The sequence below is a fragment of the Rhodopirellula maiorica SM1 genome, from assembly GCF_000346295.1.
Lineage (GTDB): Bacteria > Planctomycetota > Planctomycetia > Pirellulales > Pirellulaceae > Novipirellula > Novipirellula maiorica.
Genome location: NZ_ANOG01000534.1, coordinates 1 through 22,426, shown reverse-complemented (window position 1 = coordinate 22,426; position 22,426 = coordinate 1). Strand labels below are relative to the sequence as shown.

Genomic DNA, 22,426 nt, shown 5'->3' with positions numbered 1-22,426 from the left:
CGTCATCCACCGATGCCGATGTACTACTGCACTTTCGAACCACCACATTCCCTCGGACCCTTGCAGCAAAGTGAACCGCCCTAAACCTCTGCCGAAGCACCGATCGGTTCCGCCGCCGAACCGGTCTGTAGAGTCCAGCGATGCGATGTGGCCACTGGATGTGTGGTTGGTCGCATTGTCGTCGGTGGTGCTGTACTTGATTGCAACGCGGCTTCGCTTTGACGATCCGCGATGGATTTTCAATGCTTACACCTACGTTGTCGCGGTCCCATTGATTGCACTGGGGATGTCGTTCGCGTTGCGAGGGTTGGTTTCGCATTATGTTCGCAAATCGATTCAAGTTGGATTTCTATTTAGTGTCTTCATCCACTTGATGCTGCTGATATTAGCGGTGCACGTGGTCATCTTTAGCCAATTTTTTCCCGAGCCCGTCGCGGGTGTCAAACCCGAGCGATCGCCGATTCGCAAAACCGTTCCTGAGTATTTGTTTCAAACGCCCAAGGAAGATGCGGTAACACCGGATTGGTCCGAACCGGTGGAAGTCGAAACGTCATCGCGAGTGGTTCCCAAAGAGATGCGTCAATTGCCGCCGGTCAACCATTCGGCGCCCGAGTTGGAGATGCCGAAGCCCAAGGAGATCCAGCCACGTCCGATGCAAAAGTTCTTGATGAAGCGTCAGGAACCGTCACCGTCTCAACCGCGACCGGCGAATTCTCCCGCCAAGCTGGCTCGGCGTGAAAAATCGAGCGAGAAACGTAGCTCGCCGAAAACAACGCAGCCCGATGTGCCAAAGCTGGACAGCGAAGCGATGAAGCCTTCCGAAGCGAATGCAGCGGAACGCAAAATCGCCGAAGCCACTCCGCGAAAAACGACTCGCTCGTCGGCTCCGCAGCTGAGTGTGACTCCGGATCCAACACAGATGATGCCGACGCCGCCTGCTCAACGCGTTGCCTCCGCCGCCCGAAACCGCTCCGAAGCGATGCCAACGGTGGGCGAACTCGGTTTAACCAGCCGCAGCCGACCTCGTACCACGCCAACGGCCTCCGCTCCGCCCGCCGGCGCGGCCCCCGCTCCTCAATCGGTCGCGGTGGCATCGATTAGCAAGTCGGCGGACCAAATGCTTTCGCCGGTGGATGTTCCTTTTCAGCGAAGTGGCAACACCGCAGGCGCTCAACTTTCGGCCCTCGATAGCGCCGACGCGATGAGTACGCCATCGCCAACCTCCGCTTCGGCGAGCCAAAGCAACGTGATGCGTCGTGATTTATCGGCAATGATGGGGCTGCCCGATGTAGGCGAGGGAGGTTCGCCGCAAGCACGACCAGACCGATCAAGTCGAGGCGATCGCAGCGAATTTGCTCCGGTGGGCGTGCCGACCGTTCCCGGCGAAATGGCATCGTTAGCCGCCGCCAACGACGCCGTCCCCAGCGATGCGATGAGCGACCGCAGCGAGAATGACAGCATCAGCGGCCCGCGTAACGAAACGTCCTCGAGCATTCCTTCTCCGATTACGTCCGCCGAAACAGAACTGGGGCCAAGTCTCGATGTGATGCTGCGTGAATCGATTGCAGGGCTTGGCGATCGCCCCGATTCCTTTGCCGGGATTGTGCCGTCAAACGATCTACCCGAAATCGGGGAACTCGAAATCGCGGAACAGCCTCGAAAACGTCGCGAAGTTGGTGGCCCGATGACGCCCCAGGGGACCAAAATTGCCGCGGTCGAATCGTTTAACCGACGCGTGATGCGAACCCAGGGCGGTGCGGCGCCGACGCCGGCTGGCATGGTCGGTCCCGCGACCGAGGAAGCGATCGAACTAGGACTAGCCTACCTTGCCGATACTCAAAACGACGATGGTAGCTGGTCGCTTTCCGGGCATGGTGAGCGGGTGTTACTGGAAAGCGACACGGCCGCAACCGGTTTGACGTTGCTCGCGTTTCAAGGAGCGGGTTACACGCACAAGCGGCATCAATACGCCAACACTGTCGCCCGCGGCATCGCGTTTTTGGTCGAGAATCAAAAAACCAGTGGCGACCTGTACCGTAGCGAGAATCCGCTCAGCGACCGGAACGTAGGATTCTATAGCCATGGCATCGCCGCCTTGGCGTTGTGTGAAGCCTATGGGATGACCCAAGACGAAGATCTCAAAGAACCCGCCCAACGCTGTATCGATTACATCGCCAACACACAACATGTTCGCTACGGCGGATGGCGTTACGCCGCCCAAGTCAGCAGCGACACGAGTGTATCGGGATGGATGATGATGGCACTGAAAAGTGGCGAATTATCAGGTTTGAAGATTCCGGACAACGTTTACCAAGGTATCGACCGCTGGCTCGACTATGCTCAGCAAAGTGAATCCCGCCCTGATCGCTATCGTTACAACCCGTTTGCATCAAACACTCCGTCGCAGCGTCATGGTCGAACTCCGACGCATACAATGACCGCCGTCGGGATGCTGATGCGAATGTATTCGGGCTGGAAACGCGAAAACGAGGCGATGCAATCGGCGGCCGAATACCTGTTAGAAGCACCACCAAAGATGGGAACACGCGAACGGCCGCTGCGAGATGGCTACTACTGGTACTACGCGACTCAGGTGATGTTTCACATGGGCGGCAAGTATTGGGACCAATGGAATGACTATCTGAACCCGCTGCTGTTGGAGAGCCAAATCAAAGAAGGATCAAAAGCAGGCAGTTGGCATCCAATGTTCCCCGTCGAAGATCGCTGGAGTCCGCATGGCGGGCGGCTGTACGTGACGACGATGAATCTGCTGAACTTGGAGGTTTACTACCGCCATTTGCCGATCTACGACGACACCGCCGAGTAGACGGTGTAAGCCGGACCCAACAAACGGAGCGATGCCAGATCGGCGTTCTTGATCCGGCCGACAAAAAACGCGTCAACCAGGGACCGAATCAAACCTGATTTTCCCCGGCTCATCTGGCAGGTTATGATAAGCGTGCAACTTCTCCTCCTACCATCGCCCCGTCTCTCCGAGATCCTCATGATCAACCGATATCGATTGTCCATCGCGGCGATTGCATTAGTAACGACTTCCATTCAAGCCGAAGTTCCTTCGTTTGAAAAAGTCGTGCTCGATCCACAAATCGGCAACGTCTGTTACGCCGTCACGTCGGCCGACGTCAACGATGACGGTCAACTTGACGCGGTCGCGATCAGCGAAAACGAAGTGGTGTGGTATCAGAATCCCGAGTGGACCCGGCACTCAATGATCAAAAACGCGGTCTCTCCCGACCACGTTTGCATCGCAGCCCATGATATCGACGGTGATGGGAAGGTCGATTTTGCCCTGGGTGCCGGTTGGCCTACCAGCGGCAGCACCATCCACTGGCTGCGACGTGGCGACACGCTGGACGACCGATGGGAAGTGTTCAATATCTCATCCGAACCATGGACGCACCGCATGCGGTGGGCGGATGTGCTAGGCCGCGGCAGCAAACAGCTTGTTGTCTCACCGCTCAATGCAAGCTCAGGTTCCGGCATCCGGTTGCTGGCGTTTCCAATCCCCAACGATCCTGAATCGGATCCATGGAAACCGGTCGTCATCGATGGCAGCTTGAATCGCGCCCACAACCATTTGCACTTGCCGTCGACCGAAGACGAGGGCGCCGAGCAAACGCTTGTCGCCAGCGAAGAAGGCATCACGTGGATTCGCAAGAGTGAAGCAAACGGATTTCAAGTCACGCGGATTGCGTCGGGCGCCGAAGGCAAGTCGCCGGCAGAGCGGGGTAGTGGTGAGGTGAAGACCGGACGACTTTCACCCTCCACTTCGCTGATCGCTACGATTGAGCCGATGCACGGCAACCAAGTCGTGGTTTACATCGGCAACAACGTCACCGATGAAAAACAGCAGCGCATCGTCTTGGACGAAACCTTTTCGCAAGGCCATGCGGTTTGGTGCGCCGATTTGGACGGCGACGGTGCGGACGAAATTATCGCGGCGTATCGCAATCCAGGAACCGGGCCGGTGAAAGGCCCTGGGATTTTTATCTACCGGGCCGATGATGACCGCGGCCAAGATTGGACACGTACCACGCTGGATCCGATGATGGCATGCGAGGATCTGTGGTGCGACGATTTTGACGGCGATGGCAAAATCGATATCTTGGCGGGCGGACGTGCCACGCACGATGTTAATCTGTACCTGAACCAATCCGGCACGTCATCGAAGACTTCGAAAGACTAGCGGAAGTCGAATCGGGATCATTCTGGTAGTGGATCTTGCCAAAGATCCCGCTTGCTGGATCTTTGGCAAGATCCACTACGGGAGACGTCCGACGCTCGATCTCTTGGCCTACTGGGTTTTTGTCTGCTCAGACAGCCACTTGATCGCGCCGGCATCTTGCGAGTAGGCATGGTCCCAACTGTTGTGGTCAACGCCGGGCAATTCAGTGTATCTGATTTCCTTGCCTCCGGCGTCTTTGATCGCAGCGACCATCTTGCGAGAACGCTCGACGGGTACCGCACCATCGGCATCACCGTGGAAAACCCAAATCGGCAGATCGACCAATTTTGATGCTTGCGTATCATCTCCGCCACCACAAACAATGATCGCGGCAGCGAACCAATCAGGATGCCGCGCGGTGAGATCCCACGAACCGTAGCCGCCCATCGATAATCCCGTCAGGTAGACTCGCGATGTGTCGATCGGGTTTTCGTCCATTGTCCGCTCGAGCATTTGAATCGCGGCCTTCATTTGATCCGAAGGTGACTCGGGCATCGCAGTCGCCTCGTGATCGCTCCAATCGACATCGACCCACTTTTTGTCTTTGCGGCACTGCGGTGCCAAAACAAAACAGGGGAATGCCTTGCGATTCGCTTCGCTGGCCATTTCGGTGGGAAAGTATTTTAGTTGTGACGTGTTATCGTCACCGCGCTCGCCCGCACCGTGCAAGAACAATACAAGCGGATACTTCTTTCCCGCTTCGATCGTCTCGGGTTTCATCAAGCGATACTCGAATGTCTCGTCATCATACGGTCCGCCGCTGTACTGGATGCTCAATTCGTCATAAGGTTGCTCGGCCATCAGAAAATTACTAACGAGAGAAAGAAACAGGAGACAAACAATACGATTCATCAATAGACTCGGTAGGCGAAAGGGGCAGGGCAGGGAGGGCAGGGGGCATGCAGCGTGCGTCTATTTCATTGGTGGTCCGGTGATTGGCTGACCGTTGGTGGTCAAGACTTGGATCTCATGAGCGCGGTGCTTGCCCGAGTAACTCCATACGATCTGCTTCGCCGGGTTCACCTCGAGCACCTTGATTCCTTGTCTCGCCCCGTAGCTTGCGATCACCGTGTTGCCATTGGGCAGACGTTGGGCGCCGCAGGGGTCCACCAGTGGCGAACCGGGCAAGTCATCGTTGTTGACTTCCCAAACGACTTCTCCTTTGGGATCGAATTCCACGACTTTGTTGCCATGCGTTAAGGTGACGACCGTGTTTCCATTTTCAAGCCGAATCGCGGTGAACGGCCAGTTCTCGGCTTCGCGGCCGCCCAGCGACTGAAGGTCCGTTTTGATCTCGTGGACCACCTTTCCTGCGGCAGTGTATTCCTCGACTTTGAACGCCAACAAGTGAGGAACGAGGTAGTTGCCACTAGGCAGTTTTCGGGCCATCCGTGTTTGCATGTGAGTGTTATTCGTTTCCGGTTGCAACGGGAAATCGACAACCACGGTGCCGTCACGAGCCACTTCGATCAGTCGAGGTTTCTTGCCCAACTCGGTGATCAGCGTGTTGCCGTTTTCGAGCCGCTCGACGGTACCGATCTCTGCATTTTCTTTGGACTTGCGATACTGAAATACAACCTCATGATCGCGAGTCATTTCTTTGACGACGTCTTTCCAAGCAATCAACACGTTGCCGTTGGGCAGAACGAAACCGTCACGTGCGGCCGCTTTTCCAGCGTTCCAGACTTCTTGGCCTTGTTCGTCCAAAATCCCGGTAAAGCTCGGTCCGGCAATCAACAGTGAATGCCGCACGTCATTGACGGTGGTGAGCGCAAAGGCCACGATCGGTGCCGGATCTTTCAAGCTGTGCGGATGATGTCCGAGTCCCGGCCGACGCATGACTTCGATTTTGCCACCTAGCTTTTTGTACTCGGCAACCAATCGATCGCCATTCTCGGCCGGTGGAACGACATCGTCAGCTTCGTTGATCAACACAAAGATGGGAACGCCCGCATCGGCCAATCGTTTGAGCCGATCCAGCGGCCCTGCTTTGTACGATGCAGACTGTTCGTCCGTCATCTCATACGCCGCCAAACATTCAGTCCAAGCGCGTGGGGAACCTATTCCCGTTCCTTTGCCACCCGGCCAAGAACGTATATCCATCACGGCGTTGTCCGCGTAGATGCCAGCCACCTGATCGGGATGCACGCTAGCCCATCGCATGATGATCAACCCACCGCGGCTCATGCCTTCGAGAAACGGTTTCGCATGCAGCCCTAGCTTTTGGCTAAGCGAATAAAACGCATCCCAACGCTCGATGGCGGGATCCGCACCAAACAGTCCTCCGACGTCGCAGTAGCACACATGCCATCCTTGCTCGAGCATCGCACGATCAAACTGCGGTTCATGCCCCCAGAACCGAGCTCGCCAAACCCAAGGATTCCCGCTGGCGGCTTGCTTGGGGCTGACGATTTTGCAGTCCACGCCGTCCAACTTGAAATTGTACTGCGTAAACCCGTGAAATTCGCCCGTTGTCGATTCGATTCCTTGCGATTGCAGCTCTGTTGTCAACGGTCGCGGGGTGGACGAAACGTCATCCGCGAAAGACACGCGGGCAGTGATCGCGGTCGTCGCCAATAGGACGACCATTAGGAACGAACTTAGCTTTAGTTGCGTCATGGTTGCAAGCGAATTGGTCTGAGTAGTGAGAATAGAAGTGCGTAAAGCGGAACAAGGGTTGCGACGAGAGATTAAGGCAACTCACGAATGCGGAGTTTGCGAAATTGGATCGGCGATCCTTCGCTTTCCAGACAAAGGTAACCTTCGGCCGGCTCGATCCCCGTGCCTCCGGAAACCTCTTCGCCGTTGACCCACAAACGGACTTCGCCATTGATCGCGCGAATGTAATAGTGATTCCAATGGCCATGCCCTTTGGCAAGATGTTTGCGTGGGAAGCTGCGACTGCCATCAGGCGACAGCGGCGGAAACGGCGTCATTTTCACTCTAACCGGAAAAACATCGCCGTTGGTACCAAACCAATCAAAACTTTGGCCTCGCGATTTTCTCATTTCGGTATAACCGTGATCAAGGATCTGAACTTCGATCCCCGAGGGCAAACCGGGCTTACCTGCCTTGGTGAGTTTTTCGATCGACTCAGGAGTCGTCCAAACAAAAACACCTGAGTTTCCGGCGGATCGTTCATGCATCCACTCCACCACCATTTCGAAGTTCTTCACCGGCTCGGTCGTCCGCAGCACCGAGACGGGTCGGCCGGTGCAGTGCAAAACGCCATCGTTCCATGACCACGTGTCAGCCGCACTGTTGACCTGCGTAAAATCGGATTCGCTCAACGATCGCCATCCCGGTCCCTCGTCGTCAATGAACGCCCGAACGGCGGGAGCCGCTTCAGCGGAGGTTGCGGACTTTGTGTCTTGTGCTTCGGCCGTCGCAGCACCGCTGAAGCAAACCAAAGACCATGCAAAGCAGAGGGGGATAACGAGACGGGCATGTTGAGGCATAGGTTTAACCGTAGCGGAGGGATTTTTTGGGGGTGGGATCGACGGATTCGTATTCGCAGAATGCCAATAGCATAACTGCTGTGATCCGAAAAAGGGTCGACCGATCAGAAAGCAAGTGAACGCTCCGCAATTTCCGACCGTTTTTGCATCAGGGGCTGGGCGACTGCCACCAGCCAGCTAAATTACGGAGAGCGGTTCGGGTGGCTTGTCGGGTAGTGCGTAGGCCTCGGCCGCAGACGAGAACGTCCGGCTTAGGCCAGAGGCCGACACAATGACTGAGTAAATGTGTCGGCCTCCGGCCTTGGATTTGCTGCATTCCAAACCGGTGGTTAACACCACCGGCATGAATCGATGCTTCCTAGCGATAGGCAAAGCGGCAAACTCATTTCCGCAGTCTCAAAATCGCAGCGATTTTCTGTAACCGCCGGATCGCAGTGATGATTCCGCCGATACAGATTACCGCTAATGCGATCCCCACCACCGTGATCTGCGGTTGCGACGGGACCGCCTGCCATGCGGAAGGCAAAATTGCCATCGCGACACAGATGGTGGTCATCAATGCCATCCGCTGTGGTTTAGCAAACGGACCTGCAAATACTTGTCCCGCGTCCACGCTCGCGCCAATCGCACGAACATAGGCAACAAACACAGCGACCAATGCCGCAGCAAATCCGAGCAGCGGATATCCGCCGACCGCGTACCCCGCTCCGATAAAGATCGCGGAATCCGAGACACGATCAGGAACCTCGTTGTACAGATCGCCCACGGGCGAACTCTTGCCGCCTTCGACGGCGACCATTCCGTCTAACAAGTTCGCAATCAACCGGCACTGAATCATTGCCGCAGCAAGAATCCACAATCCTCGCTCGGCGATCGCGGCCTCGAACGACGAGGTTGCGGCCATTGCGATGCCTGCGACAAGAGCAAACAAAATGCTTGTGCCCGAAATTTGGTTCGGGGTGATCGAGGTTTTGGCCAATCGCGAGGCAAGTCGCTGAAAGACTGGCATTTGACGTGACTTGATCGGGCGACGATTGGCAGCGGGATCAATCATGGAACTGATGCCACCTGAGCATCAGCTTCCGGCAGAGCCAACAACAGCTTCATCATTTCCTCGGCTGAACCACTCGCGACGCGACGGATCGTTTCGCGATCGGTTTCATCACCGAATTCATAGGTGATCGCGGTGACACCAAGTGTATCGGCAACCCAAGCTTTGCTGGTCGAACGATGGGCGTGGTGATTGTCATCACCGTTGACGTGGTAGTTGGGAAATCGTTTTTGAATCGCCGAAAGCCAATTGTCAGTGAATCCGGCGGGATACAAATCGGCATCACGAGGTGGCGTGTAAAACACATCGTCATAGGTGCTGTGAAAATCCATAAACAAACACAGTTTCTGGTCGGCAGAGCGACGGCACTTGAGCATCTCGTTGCGTAACGCACGCGTCTCGGGCTGGGTAAAGTGCATCCAATCACGATTCAGATCGACGCCGTTGGCATTGCATCGCCAATTGCCTAGCGCCACACCATCGGGATTCACCGTCGGGACAACGACGGCACAGTAGCGTTTACGAAACGCAGTTGCCAAATCGTTGTCGGATGTTAAGGCGTCAACAAAGTGCATCATCCCAATCGCACCGGAAACTTCGGGAGGATGTTGGCGAGCGATGACGAAAACAAAGTCGGGGTGATCCGTTTCGGTAATGTCCAATCGATACAGCGGGCGTCCTTGCACGGATTTGCCAATCACCGATCGCTTAACGTGCGGCTGTTGGCTCAGACCCGACGTCCACTTGGCAACCGTACCGCTGCTCAGCAGTTCTTGACCGGCAACCCACAACGGCTTGCCATCGACGGGGATTTTTAGTCGCACTTCGGTACCGGCGGGATGTCGATCGGCCATGAGGTGTTCGGCACTCTCCCAAGTCTTGCCATCACGGCTGATCTTGGGATCGTAGCGGTGTGAGCCCCCGACGTATTTCAAACGCACCGAAATGGTCCGCTCTTCGGTCGAGTTGACGCGGAATGCATACCACGCGCTGTCGTTGATCGGATCCGATTCGGGTTGGATCGTAACGGCAAAATCATCGTCCGCAATCTGCACGCATTCATTCATCCGTCCGCCAGGAAATTCACTGGTAAACGAAACCGAGCGGTCTTCGCTGTGAAAGGTGATCCCGAGCGGATTTTCCAAGATCTCGGATTTTACCGCCGGGGCAAATCCAAGTAGGATCAACCATGCTAGCAAAAAGCTGAGCAGTCGATTTTGCCAATAAAAAGCGGTTTTTCCGTGGAAAACGACGGCGTTTGGCAAGATTGAGTGATTTGGCATCGGTGGGCTCCAAGCTGTTTAGCTGTGGTCATTTCAGGCGGGACCGCGAGCGTACTGGAATCGCCTATCGCAGAGCAATATCAGGCGACCCCGGCCGCAAGAGGGGGTTCGGCAGGTTTCGAAATCGTCATTTTTTTGGACTTGGCGTTGCGGATTTGCTAATCTCATATCTCCGAGCTGCTGGACGGCTGCCATTTTTTGGACGGCAAGATTGTCTCTTTTCAAGCTCTTCTTCTCTTTGCAAAAGGTGTTGTGATGCGACTCCGGCTCCCCATTCACCGCGTCCGTCGAGACGCATTCACGCTGGTCGAAATCTTGGTAGTAATCGCGATCATCGGAATATTGGTCTCGCTAACGCTGCCCGCGATTAGCACCGCCAAAGAACGAATGAACCGGGCGAAGTGCGCTGACCAACTGCGACATATCGCGACGGCAACACTCAATCACCAAACCACTCACGACACCTTGCCGGGATACCTGCAACAATTTGGCGAATTCACCGGAGGGATGGACCCGGCGGATCCCGGCAGCTACGGCGGCAATGTTCCGCGTCACATCAAGGTCGGAGGTTGGCAGGTCGTGTTGCTGGCCAAGCTTGATCGTCAACCGCTATATGACCGCTGGAGCTTGGATCGGTATCCGTTGCTGTCCGACGGAGCGGGCGAGCGACCTGCGAGCGAAGAAGGCTACAGCACAATCGCAGCGGCAAACGTTGAATTTTATCAGTGTCCGAGTGCGAGCGGCACGATGGCTCGTCACGGAATCAATCACTACATCGCCAACACCGGGATGCATGCCGACTCATTTCCGTTTACTTACACACGTCCAACCGATGGCACTCACACGGTCACGTTTGCGGATTCGATGTCCAAAGCCAACGGCGTGTTTAACAATCGATACGCCGGATTTGATCCAGGCAACCCGACGGTGCTTGTGCCGACGGGCAAGCGAATTCGCACCGACGATTTTCGCGATGGAGCCACCGGCACGATGTTGTACAGCGAGAATCACCAAGCCCAACCTTGGCATCTGATTCGGATGACCGGCAACACGGATCATTTGACTGATATCACAACGGTCGGCGGAAAAGAGGTGACGGTCTATCCCGTCGAGTCACGATACTTGCAAGGCAGCGTGTGGCATTTTGAAGATGAACAACAGTTTGCCGGCGCCCCAGCCCCTCAACCGCTTCACAAGATCAACGGCGGTGACACGTACAACCTAACGATGACCGCCCGTAACATGGCGGACGTGGCGCGTCCCTCGTCGCTTCACACCGGCGGAGTGAACATGGCGATGGCCGATGGCAGCGTCCGCTTTGTACTTGAGTCGATTGACTATCGCACCTATCAATCGCTAATGACGCCCAGCGGCCACGCCAGCGACGTGCCAATGAACGAGTTCATCCCCAGCGAAGAGATCTGAGCATCATTACAAATCGCACTGCAAACCTGGCATACTACTACTCACGACGAGATGATCGCTTCCGCTACGATCTCGCAAACGTTGCTTCGGAAAACATCGCGTTCGGCAAGCGATGCGAAATCTCTTCCGCTGTCAGGTCACCGGCTTGGCGAAAGAAAAACCACCACTGCTCGATTGGGTCGGTGATCTCTCCATTTTCGCTTGGTGGAGTGTACTTTGGCAACTCAAGCAAATGAACTTGAAGGTGCTCCGTGAGCGTCAGGCTGTGCCGCTGGCCTGTTGGGGTAATGAGCATCGCCATAGCCGTTTTCCGTGAAAACGTTCCGCTGCGGCGATCACGGGAATCATGCTGATTCCGGCGTCAGGAAGCAGGCTCCACTAACGGGAAATTGCGATCGTTGGGGACCGGGGAGCGGTTACCGGACCGGACGCCTACTCGATTTCGCTCTGGCAGCGTATAAACAGGGCTCCGATCTCGACGTTACTGAGACGGCACAGCAAAGAATCATCCGAGGCTGGCCGTCCGATGGAGCAAAAACATGAGCAAAACACAAATTTTGGCGGCACGCGCAGGCGAAATCACTCCTGAAATGGAGTTCTGTGCCAAACGAGAAGAACTCGCTGTCGAACTGATCCGTGACGAAGTCGCCGCTGGACGCATGGTCATTCCTGCAAACAAAGTCCATGCCGCCGGCGCTCTCGAGCCAATGTGCATCGGGATCGCGGCAAAGTGCAAGATCAACGCCAATATCGGCAACAGTGCCGTGACCAGTAACGCCGGCGAAGAACTACAAAAACTGCACACCGCGGTCCATCATGGCGCCGATACCGTGATGGATTTGTCAACCGGCAAAGACATCGACAACATCCGCCGCCAAATCATTGAAAAGAGCCCCGTGCCGATCGGAACCGTGCCGATCTATCAAATGCTCGAAGAACTCGGCGGCAACATCGAAGACATGACCGCCCAGCACTTCTTGGACATGGTCGAGCACCAAGCCAAGCAGGGCGTCGACTACATGACCGTCCACGCCGGTGTGAAGCTCGAGCATCTGCATTTGAGCGTCAACCGAGTGACCGGCATCGTCAGCCGTGGTGGGTCGCTGATCTCCAAGTGGATGATGGCTCACAACAAACAAAATCCGCTGTACACCGCCTTTGATGATCTGTGCGACATCATGCGAGAGTACGACGTGACTTGGTCGCTTGGCGATGGACTGCGTCCTGGTTCGATCGCGGATGCTTCGGATGCCGCTCAATTCGCGGAACTCGAAGTGCTTGGCGAATTGACCAAACGGGGCCAAGAAAACGGAACGCAAGTCATGGTGGAAGGACCAGGACACATTCCCATGCACCAAATCCAAATGAACATTGAAAAGCAGATCGAGCTTTGCAATGGTGCTCCGTTCTACGTGCTCGGCCCCTTGGTGACCGATATCGCACCCGGCTATGACCACATCACCAGCGCCATCGGCGCCGCGATGGCCGGTTGGCACGGGGCTGCGATGCTGTGCTACGTGACGCCGAAAGAGCACCTCGGGCTGCCCAACGAAGAAGATGTCAAGCAAGGCGTGATTGCTTACAAGATCTCGGCTCATGCCGCCGACGTTGCCCGCGGACGCAAAGGAGCTCAGGACCGTGACGACGCGCTCAGCCGAGCCCGTTTCGCTTTCGATTGGAACGAGCAATTCCGCTTGTCACTGGATCCGGAAACCGCTCAGCGTTACCACGATGAAACGCTGCCCCAGGACACGTTCAAGAGCGCCCACTTCTGCAGCATGTGCGGACCGAAGTACTGCTCGATGAAAATCACCGAAGACATCCGCAAAATGGCTGGCGAAGGCCAGTTGGTCGAAATCAAAGACTAATTTTACGGACGCGGGATTCCCGGCCAAAACAGCCAGAAGACTTAAAGCCCAGGGTTGCGACGTGCACTCTGGGCTTTTTTTGTTAGCTGGGGGCGTTCACCCAATGCCATCTACTTTGGTAGCGGCACGGCGCGAGCCCAATGCCATCTACTTTGGCAACCATTGGGGGATGCTCAAGTAGTGGGATTTGCCAGAATTCCCATCTTTGTTGTTGAAACACCAGGAACTCTGGCGAGTCCCACTACGAAAGTAGATGGCATTGGGCGGACGCGGTGGAACCTCGCAGTATTTGCGGTAGCAACGTACAAGTTCAGCGCCACCACCCTCCCCGAAAATCTCGCTGAAGGCTCGATTTTCGACCCTCCCAACGCAAGCTGGGAGGGTGAATAGGTAAGCCCCTTTACTCGCTGGCGGCGATATCGGTGCCGCTGCCGATCAGGATGCCCGTGCCTCGCAGTTGCCACAGAAAGAACGCGGCTCCGGCGGCCATCAAGATACTGCTGAGCATGAAGATGTGCTGTGGGGCATCGCCGAACGCGGGACGAATCGCCCAGTACAGCAGGGCAGCGACGGTCAGAAACACAAACGAGACGGCGTTGGCGGTACCCAAGAACCGACCTCGTTCGCTATCAGGCGACATGTACTGCAGCAGCGCTTGCAGCGGAACGATATAGAATCCAGCAAAAAAGCCGGCTCCGAAGATAAAAAAGCCAACGTTGCTCAGCGCCACCCGCAACATCGGTTGCAAATCGGGAAGCGATGGCGGCACAAACGACAACAGCGCAAAGAAAACGACCAAACCGGCGGCCCCGATCGGGATCAAACGGGGCTCGATATGATGCCCCGACAACAAACCGGCCACGGCACAGCCGACTCCGATTGAAACTCCCAATACGCCCATCAGCACACTCGCTTCGGTGCTCGAAATTTTCAGCACCTCGGTGTACTCGGGTACGATAAACAGTGCGATTCCGGCCAGCAGATAAAAGTAGCCCCACGCCATCATCACCATCAACAACCGCGTCTTGGACATCTCACGTACGGTGGTCATATAGGTGGTAAGCGGATTGAAATCAAATTTTGCATTGCGATCGCCTGCCGGCAGCGGCGTCAACAAAAATGCCGACACCAATCCCGCAATCGCGATCAGAACCAACACGACCATCGGCAACCAAATCAGACCTCGAATTTGGTCAGGAAAGAAGGCATCACTGACCACACCGGCGACCAGCGTGCCGACGATCACCGCGACGTTGGTCATCATATTGATCGTTCCGTTGGCGCGGCTGAGATCCGAGTCATCGACCAATTCGGGAATCATGCCATATTTCGCCGGGCCAAAAAACGAACTTTGACAGGTCAGCGCAAGTAGGGCCAGCAGCGTGACCCACAAACTGCCCATCATGAATCCGATCCCCGCGAGGATCACGATCGGGATCTCGACAATTTTCACCCACATCGTCACGGTTCGCTTGGAATAACGATCAGCGATTTGGCCTGCATAGCCCGACAGAAAAATGAAGGGCAACGTAAAACAGATGCCCACGATGCCTTGACCTCCTTCGCCGAGATCACCGGCCCACAAACCACCTTGAATGACCATGAACGTCAACACGCCTTTGAGCACGTTGTCGTTCATGGCTCCGAAAAACTGGGCGGCGAGCAGTCCGAGAAAACCGCGTCTTAGAAGATGGCTTGGCACGTTTTTTCGCTTGATGAAGGGGTCACATTTTCGGGGGACCGCGAAATCTTAGCAGAAACGCCCCTCCCGCCGCGACGCCGATGAGAACCGCGGCCGCGCCAGCTTGGGACAGGACAGGTTTGGGAAAGGGCAGGGGAGTGTCGCAGGAAAAGCTTCACGAAAAACACACAATTGCCAAACACACCACCGCCACTAGACGATGGGTGCGACGTCCGTTTATTGGCGATAGCGGTCGATCACTTCGGGCAGCGGGTACGACGTGACGTCCCGATCTCCCTCGCTGGCGGCGATCTCACGCAGCCGCTCGTAGCCACGCGTTATCAGCGCGACTCGCTCGGCCACAAAGTCGGGATCGAGATTCGCCAGCCCCATCTCGCCCGTGACCACGACGCGATCAAAGTCCGGGTGGTCGATAAATTGAGCGAGCACCGGGTTACAGCGAAGATGCCGCTCGGGTGTGGTGTGCAGCACCTCGGGATCAAGCTCGCCAATCACGTAGCGGAGATACAGATCGCTATCGACGATCGCCGCCACGTCCTGGCCACAGACTTCGCACAAATAGCCTTGGTCACACTTTGCCATAAAGATACTTCAAGACCGAGCAGAGCAGCTCCGCCGATTCACCACTGACGGGCTGTTGATTTAATGAGCCGCCCGCGCGTCAGCGGCCGGGTTCCACGCATTACCCGGTGCCTTACGGCCCTCGGCTCACAAATGCGATTTGCCTTTCGACTAAATCAATAGCCTGCTAGCTACGACTCGAGCCCCAGCACGTCGAACATGTTGTAGAGTCCCTTGGGTCGGCCTTGCAGCCATTTTGCTGCCGCCAGAGCTCCGGCGGCATAACAATCACGATTGCTAGCGGCGACGTTCAATTCAATTTTCTCGCCCAGCATCCCGAACACAATCGTATGTTCACCGGGATTATCGCCGACACGGACCGCGTGGTAACCAATTTCGTTTCGCGTGCGTTCGCCGGTGTGACCTTCGCGGCCGTGAATATGCAGCGTTTCATCGCTCAGTTTCTTACCGATCAATTCACCAAACTTCAGCGCGGTGCCGCTGGGGGCATCGGCTTTGAAACGATGGTGACGTTCGATGATTTCGACATCCAAGCCACCCTGGACATCCCCCAGCGTATCCGCAACCTGCTCGGCCAACTTCATCGTCAAATTGACCGCCAACGACATGCTTGGCGCCCAAACGATGGGGATCAGTGTTGCGGCAGCTTCGAGCTTTGTTTTCTGCTCGTCGCTCAGCCCAGTGGTGGCGACCACCAACGGAGTGCTCGCCTCGACACACGTTTCGATGCAATGATTCAGGGCTTCGGGAAGCGAGAAATCGATCACCACATCGACTTCTTCGGGCCAATCCGACGAAAGCGCTACTCCGATGGGCGCGAACCCAGCGACCGCTCCGGCATCTTGGCCTAGCAGTGGGTTTCCCGCGTGATCGATCGCCGCAACGATTTGGAATTCGGTGTCTTCCGAAGCCAGAGCAACAACGCGTCGCCCCATTCGTCCCGCGGCACCATGAACAGCAAGTTTGATTGATGTAGTAGTCATACAGCTAATGTAACGCGTGACGATGGCCTGGGGTAGCGGAAGCCGCAGGCGGCTTGTTGAATTAGTCGTTTCACAGTCAGCCGGTTTAACCGTCAAAGACGCTCGTTGTCCGTAGCGAACGATCTGAAGTCTCCAGTGGCCGAAGGCTCCAGTGGCCGAAGGCTCCAGTGGCCGAAGTCTCCAGTGGATTCAAAAATCTTAACAAGTTCCGCTACGATTGAGGCGACATGGCTCAGTTTTGCTCGAGAAATTGGCTGAGCAATTCGATGTTTGCAATCATGGTTGCCGACGACACGACGCCTTCCTTCGGCGTCACCTTTTTGCCCTGTTCGTCGCGTACGAAACCCTGTTCTAACCAACCACCGCTAGCGGATTGCGAGCGAATCACGTCCGCAACCTGCTGATCACTCACTTGAGCGTTCCGCACCAAGGGTTTGCCCGACGCGAGCGTTTGATAGTCTCGCTCGATCGCTTCCAGATCCGAATCGACGACAAACGCATAGTGATCAGGCATGCTGCGGTCGTCGTAGCTAATTTGATAGTCGTTATTGAAATAGATTGGACGATTCGTTTTCAGTTCGTAGTAGCGAGCGAGCTTGCCGTCGCTTCGCAAACACGTCCGCAGATAGGCAATCGCTCGTGGCACCGGCTCTAGAAAACGCGTTTCTCCTGTTTCGCGAAACAAGACCAACAAGGTTCGCAGTGCATCCTGAGACTCGCGGCCCGAAATCGCAGGCGGCTCGAATTTACGATCCCAAGCTGGGTGCATATGCCGATCGTACTGCTGGGCCCAGGCCGGTTGTGGTTCCGGCATTTGCGCACGCAACAAAAAATCGCCTCCCGCCAACGCACTGCAGCGATAACGTTCGTTGTTGTAAACACGGGAGGCAAACAACATCGTTTCGACCATATTTTGCGTGATGCGATCGTTCAGCATGTAGCATCCGTCAAACGACTTTGTCCACGTCCGGCTCCACGATTCGGGATAACTCGCTGAGATCACGGGATAGTGATCAACACTAGGCTGCTGGGTTGAAAATCGGTCGTAGTTGTGCCCCCATGCGCCACCGGGATACTGAGCCGCCATCGTCGACCGCAGTGCATACTCAACCGCTTCATGAACGGTCGCATCCTTGAACTTGAGTGTGCGATCTAATTCGCACAGAAACCGAATCGCACAGGGAGTGGTGTCGTCATCAATCAGCGTCATATTGGATTTGAACTGCCGCCTACTCCAAACATCCCAGCCACCGGGATACGGCGTCGGTGCCTCGGTAAATGTCTTCGAGAGCGAAGCACCGGATTGCTTCAGCAGCACACGGTAGGGTAAACGGGCACGCAGCTTGGGATCAAATTCGATCGAGTATCCCCAGCCACCGCTTTGCAATTGGCCTTGAACCAATGCACCGCCGACCGCCTTGGCGGCATCCAAATGAATGGCGTCGCCGGTAGCGTGATAGGCGGCCAAGAAGGCGAGTCCAACGGCAGGTGTCCCCGGCGGCTGAACCCAAACACGGTCGGCTCCGGCGACGCCTTCGCCATGGCTGAAACGCCCATCAACACTCGATACCCAAGCATAGCCGCCATGATCGGCAATCTGCTGGGTCATCAACCGCGTGGCGCGATGCAGCGACGCCTTCACTTCGCCATCGGACGGTAACGATTGTGCTGGAGACAACGAATGCAATGCCACGACCGACAACACGAGTCCCCCCAAACGAAGGAACCTCCAATTGAAAGTTCGGATCATACGAACATTTTCCGATAAGAGGATGGCTTCACCGTTTTTTCACACAGTCAGTCTCGCCGAGCCCGCTTCGAGGCGAACAAGGGCTCTAAAACGCCACAACACGCCAAGATGGAGCGGTTTGGATCATCCATCAGCACCGAGACCGACATGCTTTTACTGAAACTTCATAATGTTCTATCGATTGTAGTAGATCTAACGATACACGCTGTTGATCCCGCTGGAAAAACTGAATCGATCGTAAAGTGACTATTTTTCAGCAGATGCCAATTACCCCACTTCGAATGGGTGTTTTGATCAACCCGGTCCGATATTCCCTAGCAACGGACCCCCGCTAATTTCGGCAACGGCGTTTGACGCATCGAAGTCAAAGCAGCGAGTGTTCCAAGTGCCAACACGAGGTTGGCCTTATCAGATCGGCAAACAAGTGGCTGGCCCTTTTCGAAGGTCCCCATCCCGACGGATTGACCAGCCCTGCCACTACAATTACATGGAAGTTTAAGACGATGCGAATCACGTTTCGTACCAACCAATTGCAAGCCCGGCTTGCGGCCGCGGGAGTCTTCTTGGCTTTCGCGACCCAATCGGCCGGAGTGGTACTTGGCGACGGCCCCATTGAGTTCCCAACCATGAGCGGCAGCCAGGTTCAAGCAACGACTTACAACCAACCTTTTGGTCTGTTAGATGACGGAGAGATTGGTAGTGAAGAGTCGAGCGAACCGGTCGAAGGACCGATTGTCGAGTCGGTTCCCGCAAACGACTACAAAGAGCTGCTCGAACGCGTCGACGAGATGGAAGAGTCTTGGGGAAAATACCAAGACAAACTCGCCGACGAATCGGCTGCCAAAAAGAAAAAACCGACCATGAAAATTGGTGGTCGTGTTCACTTGGATCACTGGAACTTCATTGAATCCGACGCGGGAACCAACTTCCTGGAAACCGGCGATCCGCTGGATGACCCCGAAGATCGCTGGGATTTCCGCCGGTTGCGAATGGAGATTTCCGGCGACATCCCGAGCAACATGCTGTATCGATTGCAAATCGATTTCAACAACCCTAACTCGCCTGAGTTGAAAGACGCGTACATTGGCTGGAAACACCTGCCGGGCAACCACACATTCTTGTTGGGTAACCAAAAGCGTCCACTCGGACTGGACCATCTGAACAGTAGCCGTCACAACGTTTTTGCCGAGCGTCCTTTGGCAGTCGAGACGTTCAACGAAGACGCTCGTCGCCTCGGTGCATGTATGTACGGCTACAGCGATGACGAGATGTTCAACTGGCGTTACGGTGTTTTTCTATTGGAAAACGTTGTTAACGACGGACGCTATCGTGGTGACGATATGCAAGCCGGTGTTTACGGCCGGTTGGCTTCGAGCCCCTGGTACGATGAAGTCAGCGGTGGCCGTGGCTATTTGCACTTGGCGATCGCCGGATCCGCAAATGACACCGATCCCAATGGCCAAACCGACGCCGACCAAAACACCAACGAAGCTCGTTTCCGCACACGTCCTTTGGCGCGATCCGATTCACGTTGGTGGAACACCAATCGCATCTTGGGCGCCGAGGACTACCAACAACTCGGCTACGAATTCATGCTGAATATTGGTGCGTTGCAAATCACCAGCGAATACTACGGTAACTGGGTAGGACGTGAGGCGGCAGGTGGATTCTCGGGCGAAGATTTGTTCTTCCACGGCGGTTACATTTTTGCGTCGTACTTCCTGACCGGCGAACACATTCCTTTGGACCGCGTGTCGGGAACGATTGATCGAGTGAAACCATTCGAGAATTTCTTCTTGGTTGACCGCTGCACCGGCGGAACCGGCCGGGGCTTGGGTGCGGTCGCCGTGGCACTACGCTACGACTACCTCGACCTTAGCGACGAAGACATTCGTGGGGGCGATGGTCACGCCGTCACCGCCGGATTGAATTGGTACTGGACCGCCTACTCGAAGGTGCAAACCAACTTGATTTGGGGTTCGATCGAAAACGGTGGACAAGGCCAAGAGAACAGTGGTCCCGACGGCACTACCGTGCCGTTGACCGCAGGCATCGATGGTGATTTCACCACACTTGGTTTTCGTTTCATGGCTGATTTCTAAGCCTGGCTTGAAAATCAAAACCTCACCCACCGCTTAAAATTGATCCAATCATTTGTCCAAGGAAAGGACCCGAAAATGTTCTATCAAACTCTCCGTATGACGCTCGCCGCAGGCTTGCTCGCGATCGCCACGATGCCACTGGCCGTGAACCAAGCCGCCGCGGGATCCGGTCACAAACTGCTCGACCAAACCGGCTGCTGCACCAAATGCCCAGCCTGCGACCATCGCTGCAACTTTTCGGTCGACGTGGTCGATGAAACGAAGACTTGCTTCGAAGTCGAATCCAAAGTGATCTGCATCCCACGCGTCGTTTTCCCTTGGCAAAAGGGAAGCTGCGATGCGGTTTGCAACAATGGTGCGAAAACTCGCCGCATCTGCGTCTTGAAGACCAAAGACTACAAGTGCCCCAAGTGCGAGTACTCGTGGTCGGCCGAAAAGAAAGCAACCTGCTGCGACACCCACGGTGCCCATCCGGCAATCGAGTACGCACCGGCACCTCCGGCTCCGACGCCTGTCGAAGCGGTTGCCCCGGAATCCCCCCAACCGTACTCGCTGCCGACGCCTGCACAAGCATCGCGTCCCAGCGAAGATGCGTATTACTCGCTGTTCGAAACCATGACCACTCGCTAGTCTAGACAGACAAAACGAGAGTAACGTTTTTCGTGGCCAATCTCGCAAGAGGTTGGCCACGTTCGTTTATGGATACCCATTTTCCGAAGCACGACGGACAAACACGTGGATGACCTTAGCCGCTATGGCGGATTGATCTTTGATTGTGATGGTACGCTCACCGATTCGATGCCGCTGCACTTCGAAGCATGGCGGGAAACGATGTCTCGATTTGGCATCGAGTTTACCGAACAGCAGTTCTATAGCATGGCTGGCATGCCGACCAACAAAATCATTCGCGTCTTGGCCGAAGAACAATCGGTCGATGTCGACCCCGAGGTAGCGGGAGTCGAAAAAGAACTCGCGTTTCGCCGACGGATTCCGCGGCTAACGCCACTGCAACGCGTTTGCGATATCGCCCACGCCCATTACAACGTCGTGCCGATGGCTGTGGCCAGCGGCGGCGACCGCGAAGGCGTATGGGCCCAAATCAAACACTTGCAAATGGAATCGCTGTTTGCCGCCGTCGTCACAGCCGAGGACACCGAAAAACACAAACCCGAACCGGATGTGTTTTTAAAAGCATCCGAACGGCTCGAAGTGGCTCCAGCGACATGCCTGGTATTCGAAGATTCGCCACTCGGACTCGACGCCGCCGCACGAGCCGGAATGGACTGCGTCGATGTCCGCGACTTTACCTTTTATAAAGCCGGCTAAGAATTGACGTCCCTGGCTTTTTGCAGCTCGAAACACTTGGCGACTTTCGCTGCAAGAGACGTAGCATAGGCTTCCAGCCTGTGAATGCGGGATAGGCTTCTAGCCTGTAAATGTGGGATAGGCTTCCAGCCTGTCGAGGATGCTATGACAGCCTGGAAGCCTATCCCACGGCACGCCCCGAAACTCTTGGCGAGTTTCGCTACAGAGAGATGAGCCATCGTGATGCGATTACTTGGAATGCTCCAGCGCCTTGTCGCTGATGTCTTTACGACACCAGGCGCCTTGCCAGCGAATTTCTTTGACCGCCTTGTACGCTTGCAATTTCGCGCCGCTGATCGAATTTCCGATCGCAGTCACACCTAGCACGCGACCACCGGCGTTAACGACCTCGCCATCCTTGATGGCGGTGCCCGCATGAAAAACTTTGACGTCGGTTAGCTCTGCAGCGCGGTCCAACCCGCTAATCACACGTCCTTTTTCGTAATCGCCGGGGTAACCTTCGCTTGCCATTACGACACAAATGCTGGGTCGTTCGTCCCACTGCAGCGGTTCGAGTTCAGCCAGGCGTCCGTCGATCGTTGCTTCGATCACGTCTACCAAATCGGTCTTCAAACGCATCAGCAGCGGTTGGCATTCAGGATCGCCGAACC

18 protein-coding genes are annotated in these 22,426 nt (G+C 55.7%); 7 read left to right on the top strand and 11 right to left on the bottom strand.

What is annotated here, in order from left to right; genetic code table 11:
* Positions 1-145 precede the first annotated feature (145 nt).
* Together RMSM_RS16965 and RMSM_RS16960 are read left to right on the top strand one after the other, a co-directional pair.
* A complete protein-coding gene (locus tag RMSM_RS16965; protein ID WP_008698750.1) occupies positions 146-2,827 on the top strand; it encodes a prenyltransferase/squalene oxidase repeat-containing protein in 2,682 nt (893 codons plus the stop codon).
* 177 nt (positions 2,828-3,004) lie between these two features.
* Entirely contained in the window at positions 3,005-4,207 is a 1,203-nt protein-coding gene (locus RMSM_RS16960) for an FG-GAP repeat domain-containing protein (protein WP_008698746.1), read from the top strand.
* 108 nt (positions 4,208-4,315) lie between these two features.
* On the opposite strand, the gene RMSM_RS16955 is transcribed toward RMSM_RS16960, so the two are convergent.
* The 5 genes from RMSM_RS16955 to RMSM_RS16930 all read right to left on the bottom strand — a co-directional run bounded on the left by RMSM_RS16955 (position 4,316) and on the right by RMSM_RS16930 (position 10,038).
* Positions 4,316-5,098, bottom strand: coding sequence for a carboxylesterase family protein (locus RMSM_RS16955; protein ID WP_040767579.1), 783 nt, complete (start codon positions 5,096-5,098; stop codon positions 4,316-4,318).
* Positions 5,099-5,158: 60 nt separating this feature from the next.
* Positions 5,159-6,865 carry an alpha/beta hydrolase family protein gene (locus RMSM_RS38560; protein ID WP_081614193.1) on the bottom strand — a complete coding sequence of 569 codons (1,707 nt, stop codon included), beginning with the start codon at positions 6,863-6,865 and terminating at the stop codon, positions 5,159-5,161.
* Between the two features lie 71 nt (positions 6,866-6,936).
* Positions 6,937-7,704: a 3-keto-disaccharide hydrolase gene (locus tag RMSM_RS16940; protein ID WP_236622179.1), complete on the bottom strand. Its 768-nt coding sequence runs from the start codon at positions 7,702-7,704 to the stop codon at positions 6,937-6,939.
* Positions 7,705-8,086: 382 nt separating this feature from the next.
* Positions 8,087-8,758, bottom strand: a complete 672-nt coding sequence (locus RMSM_RS16935; RefSeq protein ID WP_008698740.1) for a CDP-alcohol phosphatidyltransferase family protein — start codon at positions 8,756-8,758, stop codon at positions 8,087-8,089.
* On the bottom strand, positions 8,755-10,038 hold the full coding sequence (locus RMSM_RS16930; RefSeq protein WP_008698739.1) for a M14 family metallopeptidase: 1,284 nt from the start codon (positions 10,036-10,038) through the stop codon (positions 8,755-8,757). The genes RMSM_RS16935 and RMSM_RS16930 overlap by 4 nt, the downstream gene beginning before the upstream one ends.
* Before the next feature lie 255 nt (positions 10,039-10,293).
* On the opposite strand from RMSM_RS16930, the gene RMSM_RS16925 reads away from it, so the two are divergent.
* Positions 10,294-11,463 carry a DUF1559 family PulG-like putative transporter gene (locus tag RMSM_RS16925; RefSeq protein ID WP_008698737.1) on the top strand — a complete coding sequence of 390 codons (1,170 nt, stop codon included), beginning with the start codon at positions 10,294-10,296 and terminating at the stop codon, positions 11,461-11,463.
* 64 nt (positions 11,464-11,527) lie between these two features.
* On the opposite strand, the gene RMSM_RS16920 is transcribed toward RMSM_RS16925, so the two are convergent.
* Positions 11,528-11,764, bottom strand: coding sequence for a hypothetical protein (locus RMSM_RS16920; RefSeq protein ID WP_040767576.1), 237 nt, complete (start codon positions 11,762-11,764; stop codon positions 11,528-11,530).
* A gap of 214 nt (positions 11,765-11,978) precedes the next feature.
* Here RMSM_RS16920 and thiC point away from each other — a divergent pair, with 214 nt between their 5' ends.
* On the top strand, positions 11,979-13,331 hold the full coding sequence (thiC, locus tag RMSM_RS16915) for a phosphomethylpyrimidine synthase ThiC (protein WP_081614192.1): 1,353 nt from the start codon (positions 11,979-11,981) through the stop codon (positions 13,329-13,331).
* A gap of 400 nt (positions 13,332-13,731) precedes the next feature.
* Here thiC and RMSM_RS16910 read toward each other — a convergent pair whose 3' ends face one another.
* From RMSM_RS16910 to RMSM_RS16895, 4 genes are all read right to left on the bottom strand, one after another.
* The gene (locus RMSM_RS16910; RefSeq protein WP_008698732.1) at positions 13,732-15,033 is read right to left on the bottom strand and encodes an MFS transporter; all 1,302 of its coding nucleotides are present in this window, start codon (positions 15,031-15,033) and stop codon (positions 13,732-13,734) included.
* 216 nt (positions 15,034-15,249) lie between these two features.
* A complete protein-coding gene (locus RMSM_RS16905; RefSeq protein WP_008698731.1) occupies positions 15,250-15,615 on the bottom strand; it encodes a hypothetical protein in 366 nt (121 codons plus the stop codon).
* A gap of 170 nt (positions 15,616-15,785) precedes the next feature.
* On the bottom strand, positions 15,786-16,598 hold the full coding sequence (gene dapB / locus RMSM_RS16900) for a 4-hydroxy-tetrahydrodipicolinate reductase (RefSeq protein WP_081614191.1): 813 nt from the start codon (positions 16,596-16,598) through the stop codon (positions 15,786-15,788).
* A gap of 232 nt (positions 16,599-16,830) precedes the next feature.
* Complete coding sequence (locus RMSM_RS16895; protein ID WP_236622178.1) at positions 16,831-18,348, bottom strand: pectate lyase; 1,518 nt, start codon at positions 18,346-18,348, stop codon at positions 16,831-16,833.
* A gap of 503 nt (positions 18,349-18,851) precedes the next feature.
* Here RMSM_RS16895 and RMSM_RS16890 point away from each other — a divergent pair.
* The 3 genes from RMSM_RS16890 (at position 18,852) to RMSM_RS16880 (ending at position 21,776) form a co-directional block, all read left to right on the top strand.
* Complete coding sequence (locus tag RMSM_RS16890) at positions 18,852-20,450, top strand: OprO/OprP family phosphate-selective porin (protein WP_008698726.1); 1,599 nt, start codon at positions 18,852-18,854, stop codon at positions 20,448-20,450.
* Between the two features lie 75 nt (positions 20,451-20,525).
* A complete protein-coding gene (locus tag RMSM_RS16885) occupies positions 20,526-21,080 on the top strand; it encodes a hypothetical protein (RefSeq protein ID WP_144057724.1) in 555 nt (184 codons plus the stop codon).
* Positions 21,081-21,185: 105 nt separating this feature from the next.
* Positions 21,186-21,776, top strand: coding sequence for an HAD family hydrolase (locus tag RMSM_RS16880; protein ID WP_008698722.1), 591 nt, complete (start codon positions 21,186-21,188; stop codon positions 21,774-21,776).
* 228 nt (positions 21,777-22,004) lie between these two features.
* Here RMSM_RS16880 and RMSM_RS16875 read toward each other — a convergent pair.
* A partial coding sequence (locus RMSM_RS16875) for a phosphoribosylglycinamide synthetase C domain-containing protein (RefSeq protein ID WP_040767573.1) occupies positions 22,005-22,426 on the bottom strand: 422 nt, incomplete at its 5' end.